The 20167-nt window shown below is 57.9% G+C and carries 16 protein-coding genes; 5 read left to right on the top strand and 11 right to left on the bottom strand.

The features are described from left to right. Positions 1–130: 130 nt before the first annotated feature. Together mfd and ACR0EK_RS01715 are read right to left on the bottom strand one after the other, a co-directional pair. Positions 131–3589, bottom strand: coding sequence for a transcription-repair coupling factor (mfd, locus tag ACR0EK_RS01720; RefSeq protein WP_480564523.1), 3459 nt, complete (start codon positions 3587–3589; stop codon positions 131–133). A gap of 21 nt (positions 3590–3610) precedes the next feature. Further along, entirely contained in the window at positions 3611–4135 is a 525-nt protein-coding gene (locus ACR0EK_RS01715) for a component of SufBCD complex (protein ID WP_480486469.1), read from the bottom strand. Between the two features lie 119 nt (positions 4136–4254). Between ACR0EK_RS01715 and hemB the strand changes: the two genes are divergently transcribed. The 4 genes from hemB to ACR0EK_RS01695 all read left to right on the top strand — a co-directional run bounded on the left by hemB (position 4255) and on the right by ACR0EK_RS01695 (position 9101). Continuing rightward, positions 4255–5253: a porphobilinogen synthase gene (gene hemB, locus ACR0EK_RS01710; RefSeq protein WP_480564520.1), complete on the top strand. Its 999-nt coding sequence runs from the start codon at positions 4255–4257 to the stop codon at positions 5251–5253. A 143-nt stretch (positions 5254–5396) separates the two neighbouring features. Beyond that, positions 5397–5969 carry a lipid-binding SYLF domain-containing protein gene (locus ACR0EK_RS01705; RefSeq protein WP_209503773.1) on the top strand — a complete coding sequence of 191 codons (573 nt, stop codon included), beginning with the start codon at positions 5397–5399 and terminating at the stop codon, positions 5967–5969. A 165-nt stretch (positions 5970–6134) separates the two neighbouring features. Further along, positions 6135–8597: a penicillin acylase family protein gene (locus ACR0EK_RS01700; protein WP_480564517.1), complete on the top strand. Its 2463-nt coding sequence runs from the start codon at positions 6135–6137 to the stop codon at positions 8595–8597. A 108-nt stretch (positions 8598–8705) separates the two neighbouring features. Then, positions 8706–9101, top strand: a complete 396-nt coding sequence (locus ACR0EK_RS01695) for a nuclear transport factor 2 family protein (protein WP_480564514.1) — start codon at positions 8706–8708, stop codon at positions 9099–9101. A 1-nt stretch (position 9102) separates the two neighbouring features. Here ACR0EK_RS01695 and ACR0EK_RS01690 read toward each other — a convergent pair whose 3' ends face one another. The 5 genes from ACR0EK_RS01690 to trkA all read right to left on the bottom strand — a co-directional run bounded on the left by ACR0EK_RS01690 (position 9103) and on the right by trkA (position 13989). Next, a complete protein-coding gene (locus ACR0EK_RS01690) occupies positions 9103–9399 on the bottom strand; it encodes a putative quinol monooxygenase (protein WP_480544084.1) in 297 nt (98 codons plus the stop codon). Positions 9400–9431: 32 nt separating this feature from the next. Further along, complete coding sequence (gene hflX, locus ACR0EK_RS01685; RefSeq protein WP_480504981.1) at positions 9432–10703, bottom strand: GTPase HflX; 1272 nt, start codon at positions 10701–10703, stop codon at positions 9432–9434. Then, a complete protein-coding gene (gene hfq / locus ACR0EK_RS01680; protein WP_005982826.1) occupies positions 10703–10942 on the bottom strand; it encodes an RNA chaperone Hfq in 240 nt (79 codons plus the stop codon). The genes hflX and hfq overlap by 1 nt, the downstream gene beginning before the upstream one ends. A 132-nt stretch (positions 10943–11074) precedes the next feature. Beyond that, positions 11075–12613, bottom strand: a complete 1539-nt coding sequence (locus tag ACR0EK_RS01675; protein WP_267366208.1) for a TrkH family potassium uptake protein — start codon at positions 12611–12613, stop codon at positions 11075–11077. Next, the gene (trkA, locus tag ACR0EK_RS01670; RefSeq protein WP_480504979.1) at positions 12613–13989 is read right to left on the bottom strand and encodes a Trk system potassium transporter TrkA; all 1377 of its coding nucleotides are present in this window, start codon (positions 13987–13989) and stop codon (positions 12613–12615) included. The genes ACR0EK_RS01675 and trkA overlap by 1 nt, the downstream gene beginning before the upstream one ends. Positions 13990–14085: 96 nt before the next feature. Between trkA and ACR0EK_RS01665 the strand changes: the two genes are divergently transcribed. Then, positions 14086–14565: a hypothetical protein gene (locus tag ACR0EK_RS01665; RefSeq protein WP_480480691.1), complete on the top strand. Its 480-nt coding sequence runs from the start codon at positions 14086–14088 to the stop codon at positions 14563–14565. A gap of 26 nt (positions 14566–14591) precedes the next feature. Here the strand turns inward: ACR0EK_RS01665 and ACR0EK_RS01660 are convergent, their stop codons facing one another. The 4 genes from ACR0EK_RS01660 to ACR0EK_RS01645 are packed head-to-tail and all read right to left on the bottom strand — an operon-like array spanning position 14592 to position 20123. Further along, positions 14592–15773, bottom strand: coding sequence for an MFS transporter (locus tag ACR0EK_RS01660; RefSeq protein WP_480564511.1), 1182 nt, complete (start codon positions 15771–15773; stop codon positions 14592–14594). Positions 15774–15816: 43 nt separating this feature from the next. Next, the gene (locus ACR0EK_RS01655) at positions 15817–16410 is read right to left on the bottom strand and encodes a helix-turn-helix transcriptional regulator (protein WP_480485476.1); all 594 of its coding nucleotides are present in this window, start codon (positions 16408–16410) and stop codon (positions 15817–15819) included. A gap of 42 nt (positions 16411–16452) precedes the next feature. Then, positions 16453–17862, bottom strand: coding sequence for a nitrogen assimilation response regulator NtrX (gene ntrX / locus ACR0EK_RS01650; protein WP_480480685.1), 1410 nt, complete (start codon positions 17860–17862; stop codon positions 16453–16455). Beyond that, the gene (locus tag ACR0EK_RS01645; RefSeq protein WP_480565255.1) at positions 17859–20123 is read right to left on the bottom strand and encodes a sensor histidine kinase NtrY-like; all 2265 of its coding nucleotides are present in this window, start codon (positions 20121–20123) and stop codon (positions 17859–17861) included. Before ACR0EK_RS01645 ends, ntrX begins: the two co-directional genes overlap by 4 nt. Positions 20124–20167: the final 44 nt, after the last annotated feature.

The following is a 20167-nucleotide window of genomic DNA, read 5'->3' as shown; positions in this document are numbered from 1 at the left end:
CTGACGCACCATGCCTCCGGCGGGGATATTTTTAGCCAGATGAAGCAGGGATCCGCTTCTTCATCTGGCCGTAAGTATCCCGGGGGAGATGCGCGGTACGCGCAGCGGGGGCAGAGCCCCCTCTCACATCTCAACCTGCTTTGACCTTTTTTTGCGCCACAACCGCTTTCTCAGCAAGATCGCGGGCAATTGCAAATGCCCCTTTGATTTTGTCACTGTCTTTTTTCCAGTCCCGGCGCACGACGATCTTGTTGTCTTTGACCTTGGCCATACCGCGTTGATTCTGAATGAACTCAACCAGTCCCTGCGGCGAGGCGAATTTGTCATTGTGAAACTGGATGGTCGCGCCTTTCGGCCCGCCGTCAAGCTTTGCGATCCCGGCGCGTTTACACATGGCCTTAATCCGCACAACCAGCATCAAGGTATTCACCTCTTTCGGCAACTTACCGAAACGGTCGATCAATTCCGCAGCAAAGCCTTCCAGTTCGACCTTTGTCGACAGCGATGACAGGCGGCGATAGAGCCCCAGGCGCACATCCAGATCTGGCACATAGTTCTCGGGGATCAGAACCGGCACACCCAGATTGATCTGCGGGGCCCATTGATCGTCCGCATCCGAAAGCCCCTCCATCTCGCCGGCTTTGATCTTGGCAATCGCCTCTTCCAGCATGGATTGGTAAAGCTCGTAGCCGACATCGCGCATCTGGCCGGATTGTTCTTCACCCAACAGGTTGCCCGCACCACGTATGTCAAGGTCCTGCGAGGCCAGAGTGAACCCGGCCCCCAACGTATCCAGCGAGCCCAGAACACGCAGGCGTTTCTCGGCGGCAGCGGTCAATTTCTGACGCGGTTTGGTGGTCAGGTAAGCATAGGCACGGGTTTTCGAGCGCCCCACCCTGCCCCGGATTTGATAGAGCTGCGCAAGGCCAAACATGTCCGCGCGGTGCACGACCATCGTATTCGCCGTCGGAATATCCAGCCCGCTTTCGACGATTGTCGTGGCCAGCAGCACGTCGAATTTCCCGTCATAAAACGCGTTCATCCGATCATCGAGCTCACCCGCTGCCATCTGGCCATGGGCGACCACGTAAGTGAGCTCAGGCAGTTGATCTTTCAGAAATTCTTCGATCTCAGGCAGGTCCGAGATGCGCGGTACAACATAGAAACTCTGCCCCCCACGATAGTGTTCACGCAGCAGCGCTTCTCGGATTGTAACGGCATCGAACTCGCTGACATAGGTGCGGATCGCCAGTCTGTCGATTGGAGGTGTTCCGATAATCGACAGGTCGCGCACGCCGGTCAACGATAGTTGCAGCGTTCGTGGGATCGGTGTCGCGGTCAGGGTCAGCACGTGAATGTCTGAGCGCAGCTGTTTCAGCCGTTCCTTATGACCCACGCCAAAATGCTGTTCCTCGTCGATGATCAAAAGCCCCAGATTGTTGAACCGTATGTTCTTGGCCAAAAGCGCATGCGTTCCGATCACGATGTCCACTGTCCCGCGGGCCAGCCCGTCACGGGTTTTCTGGGCTTCTTTCGACGAAACAAAGCGCGACAATTGCCGCACCTCCAGCGGGAATCCCCGAAAGCGCTCCCTGAAACTCGCGGCATGCTGGCGGGACAGAAGAGTGGTGGGCGCTACAACCGCAACCTGAACGCCCGACATGGCGGCGACAAATGCGGCGCGCATGGCAACCTCGGTCTTGCCAAAGCCGACGTCACCGCAGATCAGACGATCCATTGGTGCGCCGGAATGGATATCTTCCATCACATCCGAGATCGCTCGCAACTGGTCTTCGGTTTCCTGATATGGGAACCGCGCGCTGAATTCTTCCCACGCGTGGGGCGGCGGATCCATGACCGGGGCTTTGCGCAGCGCGCGTTCAGCGGCGATGCGGATCAGCTTATCGGCCATCTCGCGGATGCGCTCTTTCAGCTTGGCCTTCTTTGCCTGCCATGCACCGCCGCCCAAACGGTCCAGCAGACCTTCGTCATGTCCGTATTTCGACAGCAATTCTATGTTTTCGACCGGCAGGTACAGCTTTGCCTGCTCGGCATATTCCAGCAACAGGCATTCATGGGCAGCACCAGCTGCGGTGACGACCTCCATGCCCATGTAACGACCTATGCCGTGATCCACGTGAACAACCAGATCACCGGGGCTGAGCGATTGGGTTTCGGTCAGAAAGTTTTCGGCCTTGCGGCGCTTTTTGGGCTGACGGATCAGCCGGTCGCCCAGCACATCCTGTTCAGCGATCACCGTTAGATCAGGACTTTCGAACCCGTGCTCCAACGCCCAGACGGCAAGGTGCAAGCCGCGTTTACCAATGCGGGTGCCATTGGCCACATGTATCGCCTCGGCCAACCCTTCGTCTTCGATCAGGCCGGTCAGGCGTTCCCGCGCGCCATCGGAATATGAGGCGATCAGCACCGGTCCTTTGTCGAGCTTTGCAGTGATGTGACTGGCCAAAGCACCGAACAGGCTGATGCTTTCCTGCTGGCGTTCCGGTGCAAAGTTGCGCCCGATGCGTCCGCCCGCATCGATGACACCGGGGCCAGAGGCTTGCGGCAGCGGGCTGAACTGCAAAACCCGACGATCCGCGACCGCCGCCTCCCAGGCGGTATCGTCAAGATACAACAACCCCGGAGGTGTGGGTTTATAGACCGTGTCCATGCGGGATCGGTTTTCCAGCGCCAGTCGCCGGGTTTCGTACTGATCGGCAATCGTATCCCAACGCGCCAGACGCGCGGGCGTCACCTGATCATCGACAGTGATCACCGCATCCGGCAAATAGTCGAATAACGTCTCAAGTTTTTCGTGGAAGAACGGCAGCCAATGTTCGATCCCCTGATGTTTGCGGCCCACGCTTACGGCCTCATACAATGGGTCATCTGTACCGGCGGCACCAAACTCGATGCGATAGTTCTGACGGAACCGGGTTATGGCGGCCTCGTCCAGGATGACTTCGGACACCGGTGCAAGTTCAACGATGTCCAGCTTTTCGGTTGTTCGCTGGGACGCCGGATCAAAGCGTCGCGCACCGTCCAGAACGTCACCGAACAGGTCCAGCCGAACCGGGCCCGTCTCTCCCGGAGGGAAGATGTCGATGATGCCGCCACGGATGGCGTAATCGCCGGGTTCCATCACCGTTGGACTTTGTGTGAACCCCATACGCACCAGAAAGTTTCGCAGAGCGGTTTCATCTATGCGATGGCCAACTCGGGCAGTAAACGCCGCCTCTCGCAAAACTTCTCGTGCCGGGACGCGTTGGGTCGCGGCGTTCAGCGTGGTCAGCAATACATACTGTTGGGGCATCTGGTGAACCAGCGCCGCCAGTGTGGCCACGCGCGCCGCCGAGATATCCGCATTGGGCGAGACCCGATCATAAGGAAGGCAATCCCAGCCCGGAAACACAAAGACAGGCATCTGAGGCGCAAAGAACGCCAGTGCGGAACGCATCGCTTCCATCCGCTTGTCATCGCGTGCGACATGGGCCACCGGCCCCTTGCTGCGGGCAATCTCGTTCAGCACCAGCTGCGCGTCAAACCCTTCGGGGGCGCCGCCAACTGTCACGTGGTTCGGAGCCTTCATCGCCTCGCCTTTCAGAATCTTCTATCCCAGAACGCCAATCGAAAGGTTCTGATACATGCCCCAGAACGAAGTGACCAGTATCGAGATCATGCCGATGATCTGGGTATACAGTCGGCAGCGGGAAATTGTTTTTGAGACAGTTTCGAGAGTCAATTCCTGCCGCCGAAGACGCCTTGCATGCACGATATTGACCAAAAGCACCAAGGTCATTGGGAACAAAAGCAAAAACAGGGCCTGCGCGAATTCGACGTCATAATAGAACCCAAGCGTGGCCATCCCGGTGAACAGAAAACACCCAAACGCCAAAAGGATGGTGCCAGACATGTCGACAATCAGCAGAATCCGATTTGTATGGATGCGAACGATGTCGAGCAGATCGGTTTCAACCTGACCTCCGATCCGGCGGGCACGGACAACCAGATCATATGGGATGCCCATCACCCAGTGGCTGGCCGACGACCAGAGTACCGCCAGTACGATCCAGAACCACAGATTCGAAAAGCTGCGCATATCGATGAGTTCAAAGATCGAAGAGTACCAGTCCAAACCCAACCCTTTATTCACACTACTCAGGGGGGTTCCATCTAGGCGCGCGTCCATTGATACCCTTGAGACCTTTGTGAATTCATGCCACCCAATGCACGAATGTTCAAGGAGAACGCGCCATGAAACCGACCATTGCCCCATTTCCCATGACCCGCTTTCGCCGCGCCCGTCAATCACAGGCAATTCGTGCGCTGGTGCGTGAGAACACTCTGACAACGGATGACCTGATCTGGCCGGTTTTCGTACGCGAAGGCGAAGGCATTGAAGAGCCCGTGCCCTCGATGCCTGGTGTGGTTCGCAGATCGGTTGACCTGATTGCCAAAGCGGCGGTCGAGGCCCAGGCCCTTGGGATTCCTGCGATTTGCCTCTTTCCCTACACCGACCCTGCGCTGAAAACCGAAGACTGTGCCGAGGCATGGAACCCCGACAACCTGTCAAACCGGGCCATTCGGGCAATCAAGGCAGCGGCTCCGGACATTGCCGTAATGACGGATGTGGCGCTTGACCCGTATAACATCAACGGTCACGACGGATATGTCGTTGACGGCGAAATCGTCAACGACCAGACCGTCGAGGCACTGGTAAAGATGACGCTGGCACAGGCCGACGCCGGTGCGGATATCATCGGCCCGTCGGACATGATGGATGGCCGGATCGGGGAAATGCGTCGCGCGCTGGAAGGTGCAGGCTATCACAACGTGATGATCCTCAGCTATGCCGCAAAATATGCCAGTGCGTTTTACGGACCCTTTCGCGACGCGGTCGGTGCATCGGGGGCCCTGACGGGCGACAAGAAGACATACCAGATGGACCCCGCAAACTCGGACGAGGCTTTGCGCCTGATCGAACGCGATCTGACTGAAGGCGCGGATATGGTGATGATCAAGCCGGGCATGCCATATCTGGATATCTGCCGCCGCGTGAAAGACAGTTTCGGTACGCCGACATATGCCTATCAGGTATCGGGCGAATACGCGATGATTCAGGCCGCAGCTCAGAACGGCTGGATCGATGGCGAGAAGGTGATGCTGGAAAGCCTTCTGGCCTTCAAACGCGCCGGTTGCGATGGAATTCTGACCTATTTCTCTCCTCAGGTTGCGCGCATCCTGCAGGGATAAAGCCCGCAAGTTTCGCGATATTTCGCCGATAAGATTGCCCGATCGGGCAGCTTTCCCGTGACACATCGCCCTGATCGGCGTATCCTTGCCGCCAAGACCGGGATCACCCGGCATATCAGGCACAGTTACAGAGATATAAAACCATGAGCAGTTCCAACTCCCCCCGACTGAATCGTCGCGGCTTTGCCTTGGGCATGGCAGGTCTGAGCTTGACCGCCGCCTGCGGCAACGGTGTCGGCAATTCCAACGCAGCAACAATCGATGCCCGTGTCGACGCAACGCTGACCGAGATGTACAGCCGCTATCCCAATACGGTTGAAATTGCGAACAAGGCCAACGGCATGCTGGTCATGCCGCTGATTACCGAAGCCGGTTTCGTGTTCGGTGGCGGTTACGGTCGCGGCGCACTGCGCATCAGCGGTGCAACAGTTGACTTCTACTCGGCGGTCAAGGGCACGGCCGGGCTACAGATCGGCGCGCAGCAATATGCGCATGTTCTGTTTTTCATGACCGAAGACGCCCTGAACGATTTCCGTCGTTCCAGTGGTTGGACAGCCGGAGCAGATATTGGCTATGTGGTCAGCGATCAGGGCGATTCCCTGTCGACAGACACAACGACACTGCGCTCACCCGTTCTGGCCGCCATCTTCGGACAGGCTGGGCTTCAGATCGGTGCGACCGTGGAAGGCACGAAATATACCCGCATTATTCCATAACTCGGGCTTCCCACTTCTTCTGACAAACCCCATCACAGCGGAATGCTGCGGTGGGGTATTTGTTTTCATCCTTTCTGCACAGGTTCTTGCCGCGTTCCTCTTTCGGTTGGACCCGCCATCCACTAATCTCCGCGCAACCTTCATGTACTAGAATTTGGGGCAGTAATGGGTCTTGTTTTCCGCTGGCTGGTGCGCATCGTGTCGGGTCTGATCATGCTGATCCTCGCCGCAATGGGCCTTGTCTATTTTCTGGCCAGCCAATCCCTGCCGGATTATGACCAGACGCTCGAAGTCAACGGGTTGACCGCTCCGGTTGAGATCGTGCGCGACACCGCCAATGTGCCGCACATTCTGGCCCAAAATGACCCGGATGTATTTTTCGGTCTTGGATATGCCCACGCGCAGGATCGATTGTGGCAGATGACAGTCATGCGCCGCACTGCACAGGGCCGCTTGTCCGAGATCTTTGGACCGCGCACCCTGCGCGTTGACAAGCTGCTGCGCCGGCTGGATCTGTACGGCCTTGCCCATCGCTCGGTCGAGGTACAGGACGACTATACCAAGGCCGCCCTTCGTGCTTATGCGGCCGGGGTCAACGCACGCCTGACCGAGATCAACGACGAGGCATTGGGGCGCGGCGCGCCTGAGATGTTCCTGTTCAATGCCCCCGTCTCACCCTGGCAACCGGGCGACAGTATTGCCGTGATCAAGCTTATGGCACTGCAACTGTCCGGTCACCTGACAGACGAGGTTCTGCGCGCGCGTACGTCTTTGATGCTGAGCAATCCTGACAGACTGGCAGATATTCTGCCCGATGTTCCCGGCCCCGGCATTGCTGCGCTGCCTGAATACGCTTGGCTATTTCCCAACCTTCCGCGCTATACCGCTGGTACGAGTTTTCCCGAAACGCCTCTGTCACCCCTTCCCAAACGCGGGCTGGCGGGCGCATCAAATGCCTGGACCGCTGCGCCTTCGCGCTCGGCAAGCGGTGGGACGTTGCTGGCCAACGACCCACATCTGGGCTTCACAGCACCCAGCGTGTGGTATCTGGCGCATCTTGGTCTGGCAAAGGGAAGCGTCATTGGGGCCTCGATCCCAGGTATTCCCGCAATCATGACCGGCCGCAGTGACCGGTTGGGTTGGGGGGTGACGTCATCCTATCTTGACGATCAGGACATTCATATTGAGCAGCTGAACCCGGAAAACCCCGAAGAATACCTGACCCCGGATGGCTATAAGGAATTCCAGACCCGTCCTTCGATCATTGAAATCAAAGGGGAAGCTCCGGTTACACTGACGCTGCGCTGGACTGAAAACGGGCCAGTGTTGCCCGGTACGGATTACAAGCTGGAAACCATCACACCGCCGGGCCATGTTGCGTCTTTGTCCTGGACGGCGCTCAGCCCGCAAGACACTTCGATGACGGCGTCCATGGCCCTGATGAACGCGGACAACGTGCAGGACGCCGTAACCGTGGCCCGGCAATTCATTGCGCCCTCGCAAAACCTGTCACTGGTCGACAAAACGACAATAGGGATGAAACTGATTGGCGCCATGCCCCGGCGTGATCTGCAAAACCAAAGCCGCGGACGCATTCCGACACCCGGCTGGATCGAAGCAAACCGCTGGCAAGGCCGCCTGCCCTACGCCAACAACCCGGAATTCGTGGCCCCTGCCGGTGGCGTTCTGGGCAACACCAACAACAAGATCATCGACCGCCCGTTCCCGGATCATGTGTCCTACGAGTGGGGTGACACTCAGCGCGTACATCGCTGGGAACGCCTGATGCAATCGCGTGAGGTGCATACCCGCGACAGTTTCATTGAGGCGCAACTGGATACGGTCAGTTTCACCGCGCGCTCTCTGCTGCCGCTGATCGGTGCTGACCTTTGGTACACCGGTGCCTCGGCCCCTGAAGGGACGCCCGAACGACAGCGCCAGATTGCGCTGTCGCTGCTGGCGGACTGGAACGGCGAGATGAACGAGCACCTGCCCGAACCGCTGATCTATGCAGCCTGGGTGCGGGCGCTTCAGATCCGCCTGATTTCGGACGAGCTTGGGCCGCTGGCCAGCGAATTTAAACATGTCGAGCCCCTGTTCATCGAACGGGTCTATCGTGACATTGATGGCGCCGGTGTCTGGTGCGATGTACGACAAAGCGCGCCGGTTGAAACCTGTACCGAAATGGCACGACTTGCGCTGGATGACGCGCTGATCTGGATCACCGAACGCTACGGCAGCGCACTGGAATCCCTGCGCTGGGGTGATGCCCATCAGGCAACCCACGACCACCCGGTTCTGGGGAACGTGCCTATACTTCGGTATTTTGTGAACATTCACCAATCGACCAGTGGCGGCGACAACACCTTGCTGCGCGGGCGCACGTCCGGCGAAGGGCTCGACCCGTTTCAGAATGTGCACGGGGCCGGGTATCGCGGTGTGTATGACTTTGCCGATCCAAACAGCTCGGTCTTTATCACCGCTACCGGCCAATCGGGCCATTTCCTGTCGCGCTATTACGACGATCAGGCGCAGCTGTGGCGGCGTGGCGAGTATATTCCCATGTCGCTGGACCTTGACCTTGCCCGCGCCGCTGCTGTCGGAGTGACCAATCTGATCCCACGTTAAGCATCAGGGTTTCGGCGACTCCCCGCCCCTTTTTGTCCGGACCGTGGACGCCATGCGGCAGTTTCGCCTACCATCACCGGGCGAACTGTTTCGGACCAGGGGGAAACTATGGCCAGCATTCGGGATACTCTGAACAACCTTGCCCGGGATTACGCAATCGCCTGGAGTTCAGGTGACGCCGATGCCGTTGCCAGTTTTTTCGCGCTGGACGGACGGATTACAATCAACAGAGGTGACCCGATCGAAGGGCGCGCAGCGATTGCCGATATGGCCCGGGGTTTCTACGCCGATTTTCCTGATCTGGAGGTGCGCTGCGACATGATGCGATGGGCCGGATCTCATGCCCTATTTGTCTGGACGCTGGAAGGGCACCACTCACAGACTGGTAATCATGTCGTTGCGCGCGGTTGGGAAGAATGGGAATTGACACCCGACAATCTAGTTCAGTCATCCTTGGGTTGGTTCGACCCTGATGACTATCGGCGACAGATAGACGGGCGATAATCTAGTCCAGACGGTCGCTTGCGGTTTCAATTGTGTAACTCCGCGGTATTCCCTGTGTAATCAGAAACCACTCGGATGCCTTCGTCCGCTGCTGATGCGCATCAAAGGCCTGCTGATTCACAAAAACCTCTGAAACAGTGAACCGTCCGGGTGTGATCTGATCCTCGACAACGTCGAACGACAGGCAACCCTCTTCCGCCTTTGTGAGGGCGATATGCGTGGGCAGAGCGGCGCGCACATCTTCAAGGCGGTCCGCCGGGACATCAATAAATCCGGTCAGGAATACTCTTTGATCCATTGTATCAGCCATCTTCCGCAATTTCACTGTATCTATAGTGTGTCGAATTGGGCGGCCTGCTTATCTGTCCAAAGAACAGTGATACGGAACCCCTCTTCGGTCTGCTCTTCAGATTGTACAACATCCTGCCGGAACAACCACGCCCGCTTGTTCCCTTCCGCAAAGGTCAGGTTCAGAACAACCTCGTGCCGGGCCCCTTGCAGAATTGCTGCAATCTCGGACAGTAAAGGGGTCACGCCTTCGCCGGTAACTGCCGAAATGGCAAATATGGCCGGATCGCGATCCGCCCTCGCCAATGCGGCGTCTTTTTCTTCCGTGCTCAGCAAGTCAGTCTTGTTCCAAACCTCAAGCCGGGGGCGTTCTTCGTCGACACCAAGCGAGGTCAGGATTGCTTCGACATCCTGCGCCTGTGCTTCGGTTTCTTCATGGCTGATATCGCGCACGTGAACAATCAGATCAGCACCCAACACCTCTTCAAGCGTGGCCCGAAAAGACGCCACAAGCTCGGTCGGCAGGTTCGAGATAAAACCCACCGTATCCGATAGGATCACTTCCGGGCCATCGGGCAGTTGCACGCGGCGCATGGTAGGGTCCAGCGTGGCAAACAGCATGTCCTTGGCCAACACTTCGGCCCCGGTCAGCCGATTGAACAGAGTAGATTTCCCGGCATTGGTATATCCAACCAACGCAACGATCGGATAGGGCACCTTGGCCCGCGCGGCACGGTGCAACGTGCGGGTCTTGACCACTTTCTGCAATTGGCGACGCAGACGCACCAGTTGTTCATCAATGGCGCGGCGGTCGGCTTCGATCTGGGTCTCGCCGGGTCCGCCGACAAATCCCAAACCGCCACGCTGACGTTCAAGGTGGGTCCAGGCCCGCACCAGCCGTGTCCGCTGATAGCTGAGCGCAGCCATTTCGACCTGCAACACCCCTTCACGGGTACGTGCGCGGTCGCTGAAAATCTCAAGGATCAGCCCGGTCCGGTCGAGGATCTTGACCTTCCATGCCTTTTCCAGATTGCGCTGCTGAACCGGTGTTACCGGTCCATCGATCAGAACCAGCTCAACCTCGTTTTCACGAAGCCGCTCACCCAGTTCTTCGATCTTGCCACTGCCAAACAAATAGCCGGGTTGGGCGCGTTGCAGGCGTACGATTTCAGACCCGATCACATCCAGATCGGGCAAAGCGGCGGCCAGCGCAACCGCCTCGGCCAGCGCGGGTTCGGGAACGCGGCGCTGTTCATCTGATTTGATTTCGGGATGCAGCACCCAGGCCCGGGTGCGCGTCCGGTCATGTTCCATCAAGAGGCGTCTTCGCCCTCATACAGGTTGATCGGCTGTGATGGCATGATGGTTGAAATCGCGTGCTTGTACACCAGCTGCGACTGTCCGTCGCGGCGCAACAATACACAGAAATTGTCGAACCAGGTGATCACACCCTGCAATTTCACGCCATTGATCAGGAAAATTGTAACCGGAACCTTAGCTTTCCGTACATTGTTCAGGAAAGCATCCTGAAGATTCTGTCTGTCCGAAGCCATATTATGATAATCTCGCCATTGTTCTTGCTACGCGTTGCGGACCAACGCGCTCCCTCCCGGTGAGTATGGAGTGCCGCGGTAAGATATTCCAGACGAAAAATTAAGCACTAAAGACGACGGGATCCAACCGGTTCAATCCCGCCACAGCGAAGGGGTGATCAGGGCGATGATCGCAAGCGTCTCGAGCCGGCCAATGACCATCGCCGCGCACAGCGTCAGCTTGGCCCCTGCGGACAGGTCGATCAACCGGATTGGAACATCAGTGGCCAATTCAATCAGCGGACCCGTCGTGCTGAGCGTTGCGACGCTGAGCACCATGGCCTGTTCAAACCCGGCCCCCATTGCGGCCAGCAAAAGGTTGAACACCGCCAGTGTCAGCGCAAAGAGCATCAGAAAAATCCAGGCGATAAACGCGCCGTCCCTTTGAATGCGTCGGTTGCCGCCTCCAACCCCGCTGACGGATGAGGGATAGATCAACCGGTCGATCTCGCGCGCACCGTTCAGGTACAGGGCAAAAACCCGCAGCAGTTTCACGCCGCCAGCCGTGGTGGCAACCCCACCACCGATCAGGGCCAGCCCCATCAGCAACAATCCGGGCGTTCCCAGACCAGACAATTGCTGCGCATCATCCCAGTTTGCGCTTTCAAACCCGGCGGTTGTCAGAAAGGCCAGAACAGTGAACAGCATACCCCAGATGACCTGCAATGCCTGCAAAGGTTCGATTTGCCCGCCGATTTCCGTAACGCCTGCAATAACGCGAAAGAACAGTAACGCAGCAACGGCCAGCACAATCATCAGGCCAATGCGAAACTCCGGGTCCGTATCCAGGCGGGAATAACCGGATGTTGCCGTGTCGGTCGAAAATGTCAGGCGCGAAAGGGCAAAGAACAGGAACAAAAACAAGATCGCCTCACCCGTGAAGCCCGCCTGCGCGCCTTCCATGCCGCCCACCGGAGAAATTCCGGACGTCGCCATGACCGACATTGCGTGGCAAACGGCTGTCAGTCCGGTTTCGCCTGCGATCAGAAGAAGGATCCAGATCACAGCCGTCAGCCCGGCATAGACCGGGGTCAGTCCCTTTGCCACACGGAGCAGTCGACCGCGCGGATCAACGCGTTCGCTTTGCGCAACACCCGATACCGGGCGACCCGGCTGACCGCGGGCCGTGACCTCGAACCCACCCAGCGACAAAGGCGCAAGGATTGCCGCGGCGGCAATCCACATCAGCAAACCGCCCATCCATCCAACCAAGGCGCGCCACAGGTGCAGCGGGGCCGTCAGGCGGTCTGGATCCGGAAACAGATCCGCCCCCGTGGTTGTCAGGGCACTGACCATGTCAAAATAGGCGTTCAGGAATGTGGTCGTTCCCAGCGCATCGTGAAATGGAATCGCAAGAAAGACAGGCAGAATGGTGAAACATGCAAGCATCACCGCCAATTGTCCCAAAGTTCCGCGCCTTGGCACACGGTTGGACGAGGCCAGTGCGACACTGACGACCAGAAACAACCCTATGATACCGGAGTACAAAAACGACCGCGATGTATCGTGATCATCCAGCGCCAGCGCGTAAACTGCCGGAATCCACATGGCCAGTGACGCAATAGCCCAGATCAGAAGAAACAGCGGCAACCGCCGCAATAGCCCGATCTGTTGTATCCCCGCATGCGCCATCAGAAGAAATCGATTGAAACCTGCATCAGGCGTTCGACCTCAGGCACGTCGTTGGCCATGGCAAAGATCGCGACGACATCCTTTTCATCGATCCTGAGGCTGCCCGTCGGTCGCATAACTTCATCTCCTTTGAGTACGGCCCCCACCAGTACGCCCTCGGGAAAATCGATATCGCGCAGCTTTTGACCGGCCATGGGAGAGGTTGAAAGAACCTCAGCCTCGATCACTTCGGCCTCAGCATCTCCGATCGAGTAGACCTGTCGCACCCGGCCATGACGGATGTGGCGCAAGATCGAACTGACGGTGGTTGCCCGTGGATTGATATACGCATCAATCCCCAAAGGTCCCATCAGGGCCACCATACTGGGATCATTGATCAAAGCGATCGCCAGGGCACAACCCTCGGCCTTGGCGCGTACAGCGGCCAGCATGTTCGTGCGGTCGTCATCCGTAACCGCCAGCATTGCATCCGCCCTGTCGATACCGGCTTCGCTCAACAAACTGGCATCAAGGCCATCACCGTGCAGCACAATCGTCCGTTCCAGCGCCTCGGCGGCGATCTCGGCGCATCGGCGATCCCGCTCGACGATTTTGGCGCGCACGCGGCTTTTTTGTTCTTCCAGAGTTCGCGCCACTTCAAGCCCGACATTGCCCCCGCCCACGATCACCACACGATCCTGACGCTTTTGGGTCTTGCCAAACACCTCCATAGTGCGATCCACGTCTTTTACATTGGTAAAGACGTAGCATTCGTCGCCCACAAACAGCTGATCCTCGGATTCTGGTGCAAACAGTGTGCCATCGCGACGCACCCCCACTACGATCGAACTGAGCGTCGAGAACAAATCGGTCAGTTGCCGCAAAGGTGTGTTCACGATCGGGCAGTCTTCATCCACGCGAATACCCAAAAGCTGCGCCTTGCCGTCCATGAAAATCTCGGTGTCAAAGGCGGACGGGGCCGACAGGCGGCGCATCGCAGCAGCGGCAACTTCGCGTTCGGGGCTGATCACCACATCAATCGGCAGATGATCGCGCCGGTAAAGGTCCGAGTGGATCGCCTCAAGATATGATTTCGACCGCAGTCGCGCGATCTTGCGCTGGATCGAAAAGACCGAATGCGCCATCTGGCAGGTGACCATGTTCACCTCATCCGAATGGGTCGCAGCGATGATCATGTCCGCATCGCGCGCGCCTGCCCTTTCAAGCACATCGGGGTAACTTGCAAACCCGGCGATCCCCTGGACGTCCAGCGTTTCGGTCGCCCGCCGAACCAGATCGGGATTGTTGTCGACAACGGTGACGTCGTTCAGTTCGCCCGAAAGGTGCCGCGCAATCTGCCAGCCGACCTGACCCGCGCCGCAAATAATGACCTTCATGTTTCTGGCCCTTCTGCCTGAAAGGATTGAATGACAGATGCCCCCAAAGCGGTCAATTGAATTGTCATCGCCGATCAGCTGCGGCAAGATAAGCATATGAAAACGCTGTTTCCTATGCTCGTGCCCCTGATGGTGCTGTCCTCGTGCGGGCCGCTCTCGCTTTACTATCGCGAGGGTGAAACCGTATCACGTCTGCAAAAAGAGACCACCCAGTGCCAGCTTAGGGCGGTTAAAGAGGTGCCGGTTGCCAATCAGATCCGCCAAAGCCCGCCGACTTATTGGCCCGGGCGCACATATTGTGACGGCAGAGGTCGTTGCTATCAATCCCCAGGCTGGTGGCAACCCGGCAGGGTATATACCGTCGATGTGAACCAGGGCCTGCGAAACACGGTCGAGGCGCAATGCATGGCCGAAAAGGGATTTCGCCCTGTCAGCTTGCCGCCCTGCAAGCAAAATGTGAAATCGCGAGTGCCACTGGCGCGAACAACGACGTTGCCGCCCCTCAACAGTGCCTCATGTTTTGTGAAGTTCGATGACGGGTCGTTTCAGATCATCACACCGGGGCAATCCGGATAAGAAGAACCACGGTACCGCGCGATTGATCATTCCAGTCCGGTTGAAGCGCGTTTGCGCCGCGCGGCAAGCCACAGATGAAGCGCCATGGCAACAGCATAGAACCCGACCACGGCAATCAACATGCCCGCTTCACTAGTACGCCACAGTATTGCAAGCAAAACAGGTGTGCCCAAAAGGTTACCCGCATTCCCCATCTGCGCCATGGCACCATAGCTCAGCGCCTGGTTTTCGGGTGTCGAGTTCAACTGCGGCACCGCCGCAAAGCTGCCGCCCTGAACAAGCCCCAGCACCGCAAAAAGCGCAACGCAGACAACGGGCAACGGGGCACCAAGAAACAGGGCGCCTATCGTAAGGATAGACAGCCCGAAACCGAGGTTAATAACAAAAACACCAGAACAAACGCTCAGCAAAACCGGGACGGTAAGCCAGGAAATCACGATCCCGGCCAACGGCATCAGACCAGCAATCATCGCACTGACATCGTCCGGCAATCTTCCCGGAAGAATGGCCAGCAACGAGACAAAGGTCAGCGTGTAAAAGAACCACCCGAGCGCCGGAGCGGACACAAACGCAGAGCGATAGGTCTGTACGTGTATGTCAATCAGTGTTCGCACGCTCCAAAAGGGATTGTTTACCAAATCCGATGCACTGTTGGGACGGAAAGATACGATCAGGACGGCGATCAGAAACATCAGCGCGCCATGGGTAGCAAAATAAACCGGCAGCCCGACCTGAGCGATCAAGGGAAGCCCAAGCCATGCGTTCAGGGCAAAGGCGACACCAAAGAAACTGCTCCACAAAACCATTGCCGCGTTGCGCCATTTTCCAATCGTGATTTGCGCAATCAGTGTTGGTGCTGCGACAACGATAGCCAGATGAGAGACCCCTTCGACAACGCGGCTGACCAGCATCAGGCCCAAACCGGGGATACTGGCCTGAAACAGGGACACCGCCCCGCCAAGGGTCAAGCCAAACATCAGCAACCGGACAGGCCCAACCCGCCCGGCTATCGCGCCGGACAATGCACCAAGAATCGCGCCAATCAGGCTGATGACTGACAAAAGCCAGCCAATCTTGTCCGCGTGCGCAGGATAGAGGGCTGCGACCTGAGCAAAAGGAACCGCAATCTTGGCGAATTGGGTCGCCGCACCTAGCCCGGTAAGCCAAAGCAACAAAACCTGTAACAAGATGCGTAATGGATGGGGCATAAGCCGGTTCTACTGCACCCGACCGCACAGGAATACGCATAAATTATGCGCGTCCCGACCGTGCCCCACTGACCAGCCGGACCGGCGTTCCATCCGACAGGTACAACCGTTCCCAGGTGATCTGTCCGGCACTGATCCGGATACGGTCGTGCCGCGCTTCGGAGGTTACAAACGACTTGGGGTTGGGCGCTTGCAAATCCCACCATCCCTCGTCCTGTAGCTCGGCCTCAGCCTGACGGATTTCGTCCGTCGCAAATTGCCAGAGGGACACGCCAAGCAGTGCCCGTTGGGTGGTTTTCCAGTCCCGCGCCCGCCTGCGGGAATAGGCCAGGCACAGGTGGCTGGCCTCCTCAACCAGATGGATGCAGTCTGCCGAGTTCACGACAAGCCGTCTTAGCGCGTTGTCATCCGCCCTGAAAGGAGCCAGCGCAGCAAACACCGAGTGTTGTTGATCAGGCGTTGGAAGCTGAACCCCGTTCTCCCATCTGGAAACCGTGGTCTGATCGACCTGCAGAACCTCGGCCAGCGCAGCTTGTTTCAATCCGATCGACCGTCGAAGTCGCTTTAACCGCCTGCCAAAAGCCGGGTAGCCTTCGACGAACCGGCCAGACAGATCAGAGTTCACCGTTCTCGCCATCAGTTCCTCACATCCGTCTGCCCGTGAACTATGCCCCCAGACTCACTCTGCCGGTTCGGGTTCGTCGATTTGCGCGACCCGCGCACCAGATTTGTTCGAGGTCACAACACCCAGCGACTTTAACTTGCGATGCAGCGCACTGCGTTCCATGCCGACAAAGCTGGCGGTGCGGCTGATATTGCCGCCAAAGCGGTTGATCTGGGTCAGCAGATATTCCCGCTCGAACGCTTCGCGGGCCTCGCGCAGCGGCAAAGTAGCCAGCGCACCCGACAAGACAACGCGGCCCGACTCTTCGGCCTTGTCTTCTTCATTGGGCAGCTCGCGCGCCTCAATCGGGCCGGTGCCGTCGCCCAGAATCAAAACACGTTCGATCAGGTTCTTCAACTGGCGCACGTTACCCGGCCAGGTCATTGTCTGCAGCAAAGCGACCGCCTCGTCCGACAGCTCCCGCATAGGCAACCCTTGGGTTTCGTTGCACATTTCGATGAAGTGCTGGGCCAGTACCGGTATATCCTCGCGCCGGTCCTCGAGTGAGGGAACGGAGATCGGAACCACATTCAGACGGTGATACAGCTCTTCCCGGAAACGCTCGGCGGCGATTTCATCATCCAGATCCTTGTTGGTCGATGAGATCACCCGAAGATCCACGCGCACCTTGTCCGAGCCACCCACGCGCTGGAATTGCTGATCCACCAGCACCCGCAGGATTTTGGACTGTGTGCCCAAAGGCATGTCGGAAACTTCATCAAAATAGACCACGCCGCCATGGGCTTCTTCCAGCAATCCGGATTCCACACCGCGTTCGGCCGATTCCCGGCCAAACAGAACTTCTTCCACACGCTCAGGCTCAATCCCGGCACAGTTGACGGTCACGAACGGAGCGTTCGCACGGTTGGAGTGGGCATGGATATAACGCGCAGCAATTTCCTTGCCCGAACCCGCAGGTCCACGCAGCATGACGCGACCGTTTGATTTGGTCACCTTGTCCAACTGCCCCTGCATGGCCCGGAACGACGCGGATTTGCCGATCATGTCCGAGTTGTTGACCTCTTTCCGCTTCAGCGACGCGTTCTCGCGCCGCAGACGAGACGTCTCCATCGCGCGGCGGATCACCACCATCAACTGGTCAATGTTAAACGGTTTCTCGATAAAGTCGTAAGCACCCTGTTTGATAGCCGCTACAGCGATTTCGATATTGCCGTGGCCCGAAATAATCACCACCGGCACATCCGGGTTATCGCGCTTTACCGTCTTGAGGATATCAATCCCGTCCATGCGGCTGTCTTTCAGCCAGATATCCAGGATCAACAGACCCGGCGGTTCGGAATTGATCGACGCCATGCACTCGTCCGAGTTGGCTGCCAGCCGGGTTGAATAGCCTTCGTCCTCCAGAATGTCGGACACCAGCTCGCGAATATCGCGCTCGTCATCTACGATCAGAATGTCGCTCATCTTTGGCCTGCTTTCAGTTTGTTGGTTCTAATTGCCTGCTTCTGCGGCGCAACGGTTGGGGACATACTTGCCCCAGGCAAACGGATCACAGCCATTGCGCCAAAATGGTCCTGTCCGTCAAATACGGGCGCGTCCTCAAGGGTCAGCGCGCCGCCATGCTCTTCTATGATTTTCTTGACGATCGGAAGACCCAACCCGGTCCCTTCGTCGCGTGTCGTTACATAAGGTTCAAACAAACGCGCCCGGTCTTCCGGCAGACCTATCCCATTGTCTGCAATGGTGATGATTGTACCCGCATCATCGCTTGAAACCGCCACCTTGATCTGCGGCACCAGGTTTTCCGGGGCCCCTTTTTCTTTCAGAGTTGCAATGGCTTCTCCGGCATTCTTAATCAGGTTCGTCAACGCTTGATTAAGCATGGTCGCATCTACATCCGCCATGATCGGCTGCTGCGGCAGGTCGGCATCAATCTGTACGTCCGGCTGTCCCGCCTGTTGCAAAAGTACGGCTTCGCGCACCAGTTCGACAAGGTCTTCCTCCCGTCGAACGGGCTCGGGCATCCGCGCGAACTTGGAAAACTCATCCACGATACGCCGCAGGTCATTGGTTTGCCGCACGATGACGCCGGTCATCGATTCAAGGCTGCCGCTGTCTTCCTCATCCAGTTTGCGGGCGAACTTGCGCTTGATGCGCTCTGCGCTGAGCTGGATCGGCGTCAATGGGTTCTTGATTTCATGTGCAATGCGGCGGGCCACGTCACCCCACGCCGCCATTCGCTGCGCGCTGACCAGATCGGTTACATCGTCAAAGGCAACCACATAACCTTCCAGCCCGCCATCCTCTCCACGACGGATAGCCATGCGAACCAGCAGGTTTTCAAGCTGCCCCTTACGTGTGACCTTAACCTCACCCTGAACAGCCTCCTGCCCGCTGTCCTTGAGGCTTTCAAACAAAGGCAAAAACTCGGGAACCGCAATGCCGATAGCCAGGTGTTCTTCACCACGCGACCAGTCCAGCAAGCGTTCAGCCGAGCGATTGACAAACGTAACGCATCCATCGGGGTCCACGCCGACAACACCGGACGTGACCGAACTGAGCACGGAATCAAACAGGCGACGCCTGCTTTCGATTTGCTGGGTGTTTTCCAGCAGCGTGTCCCGCTGCCCTTTTAGTTGTCGGGTCATCTGGTTGAAATATCGGCCCAACATCGCAATTTCGTCGTCGCTGGCCTCTTCGATGACCTGAACGCTCAAGTCTCCGGCGCCGACCCGCTGCGCCGCTGTGGTCAAACGTCCGACCGGGCGCGACAGGCGTTCGGCAAACCACATCCCCAGCGACATCGCAGCCAGGATCAGGATCAGCGCAAAGCCCAGATAAAGCAGACCGAATTCGAACAACACCCTGCCCCGTTCACTTTCCAGCTGCTGATAGAACTGCGCCGTTTCCTTGGTGTCATCCAGCAGTGTCAACAACTGCCCATCCACCTCGCGGCTGACATAGAGGTAGCGGTCCAGATAAGCGGTCAGAGGTACAAGCGCGCGGAATTCATTATTCGGCCAGTCGGCAATGATCAGCAGCCCCTTATCTGCCGCTTCCGTCATTTGCTCGGCTGTTGGTTCCTCATAGTTGAACAGATAGGATCGATCCCCGCGCGACCGGATTTCGCCCGTGCCGTCGATGACATAGGCTTCGCGCAACCCGCGCTGAATCCGGGCCTGCCCCTGCGCCAGAACCTCGCGGAGTTCGGCATCAGAAATGTAGAACTCCACCGAACGTGCATTGTTCAGGAACCGCGCCAGAACCGTAGCGTCCTGCGTCAGACCGCTGCGATGTTCCTGCTCATAAGCCTCTGCTGCTGTCAGGGAAGACCCGACAACCTGGCGCACGCGATCCGAAAACCAGCCTTCCAGGCCGATATTCACGGTCAGGCCGGCAAAAATGGCGACCGTAACGGTCGGAACCAGCGCAAGCAGCGTAAACGCCCCAATCAGGCGCAAATGCAGGCGCGAGCCCGCCGACTTGGCCCGTCTGGCCGCAATCAGGCTGCCCAACTGACTGAGCACCAAAGCCGCAACGACCAAAACATAGACAAGATCGGCCAGCAGAATCAGCCGCAATGTCGGCGCGGTCGCACCTAGGTCAAAGGGACCAATGACAAGATATGTGGCAAGCGCCAGAACAGGCCCCAAGAGGACCAGCCCAAAGGTGCCAAAATTGCGCAGTTTCCGTGATTTACGCCATCGACCAATCGATGGGATCATCCCGCTCTGTGCTCGGGTTGCCACCGTCTGCCCTCATCCTGATG

This window comes from Ruegeria sp. AE4 (assembly GCF_056542185.1).
The sequence above is the reverse complement of the archived record's forward strand: the minus strand, read 5'-3'. Positions and strand labels throughout refer to the sequence as shown.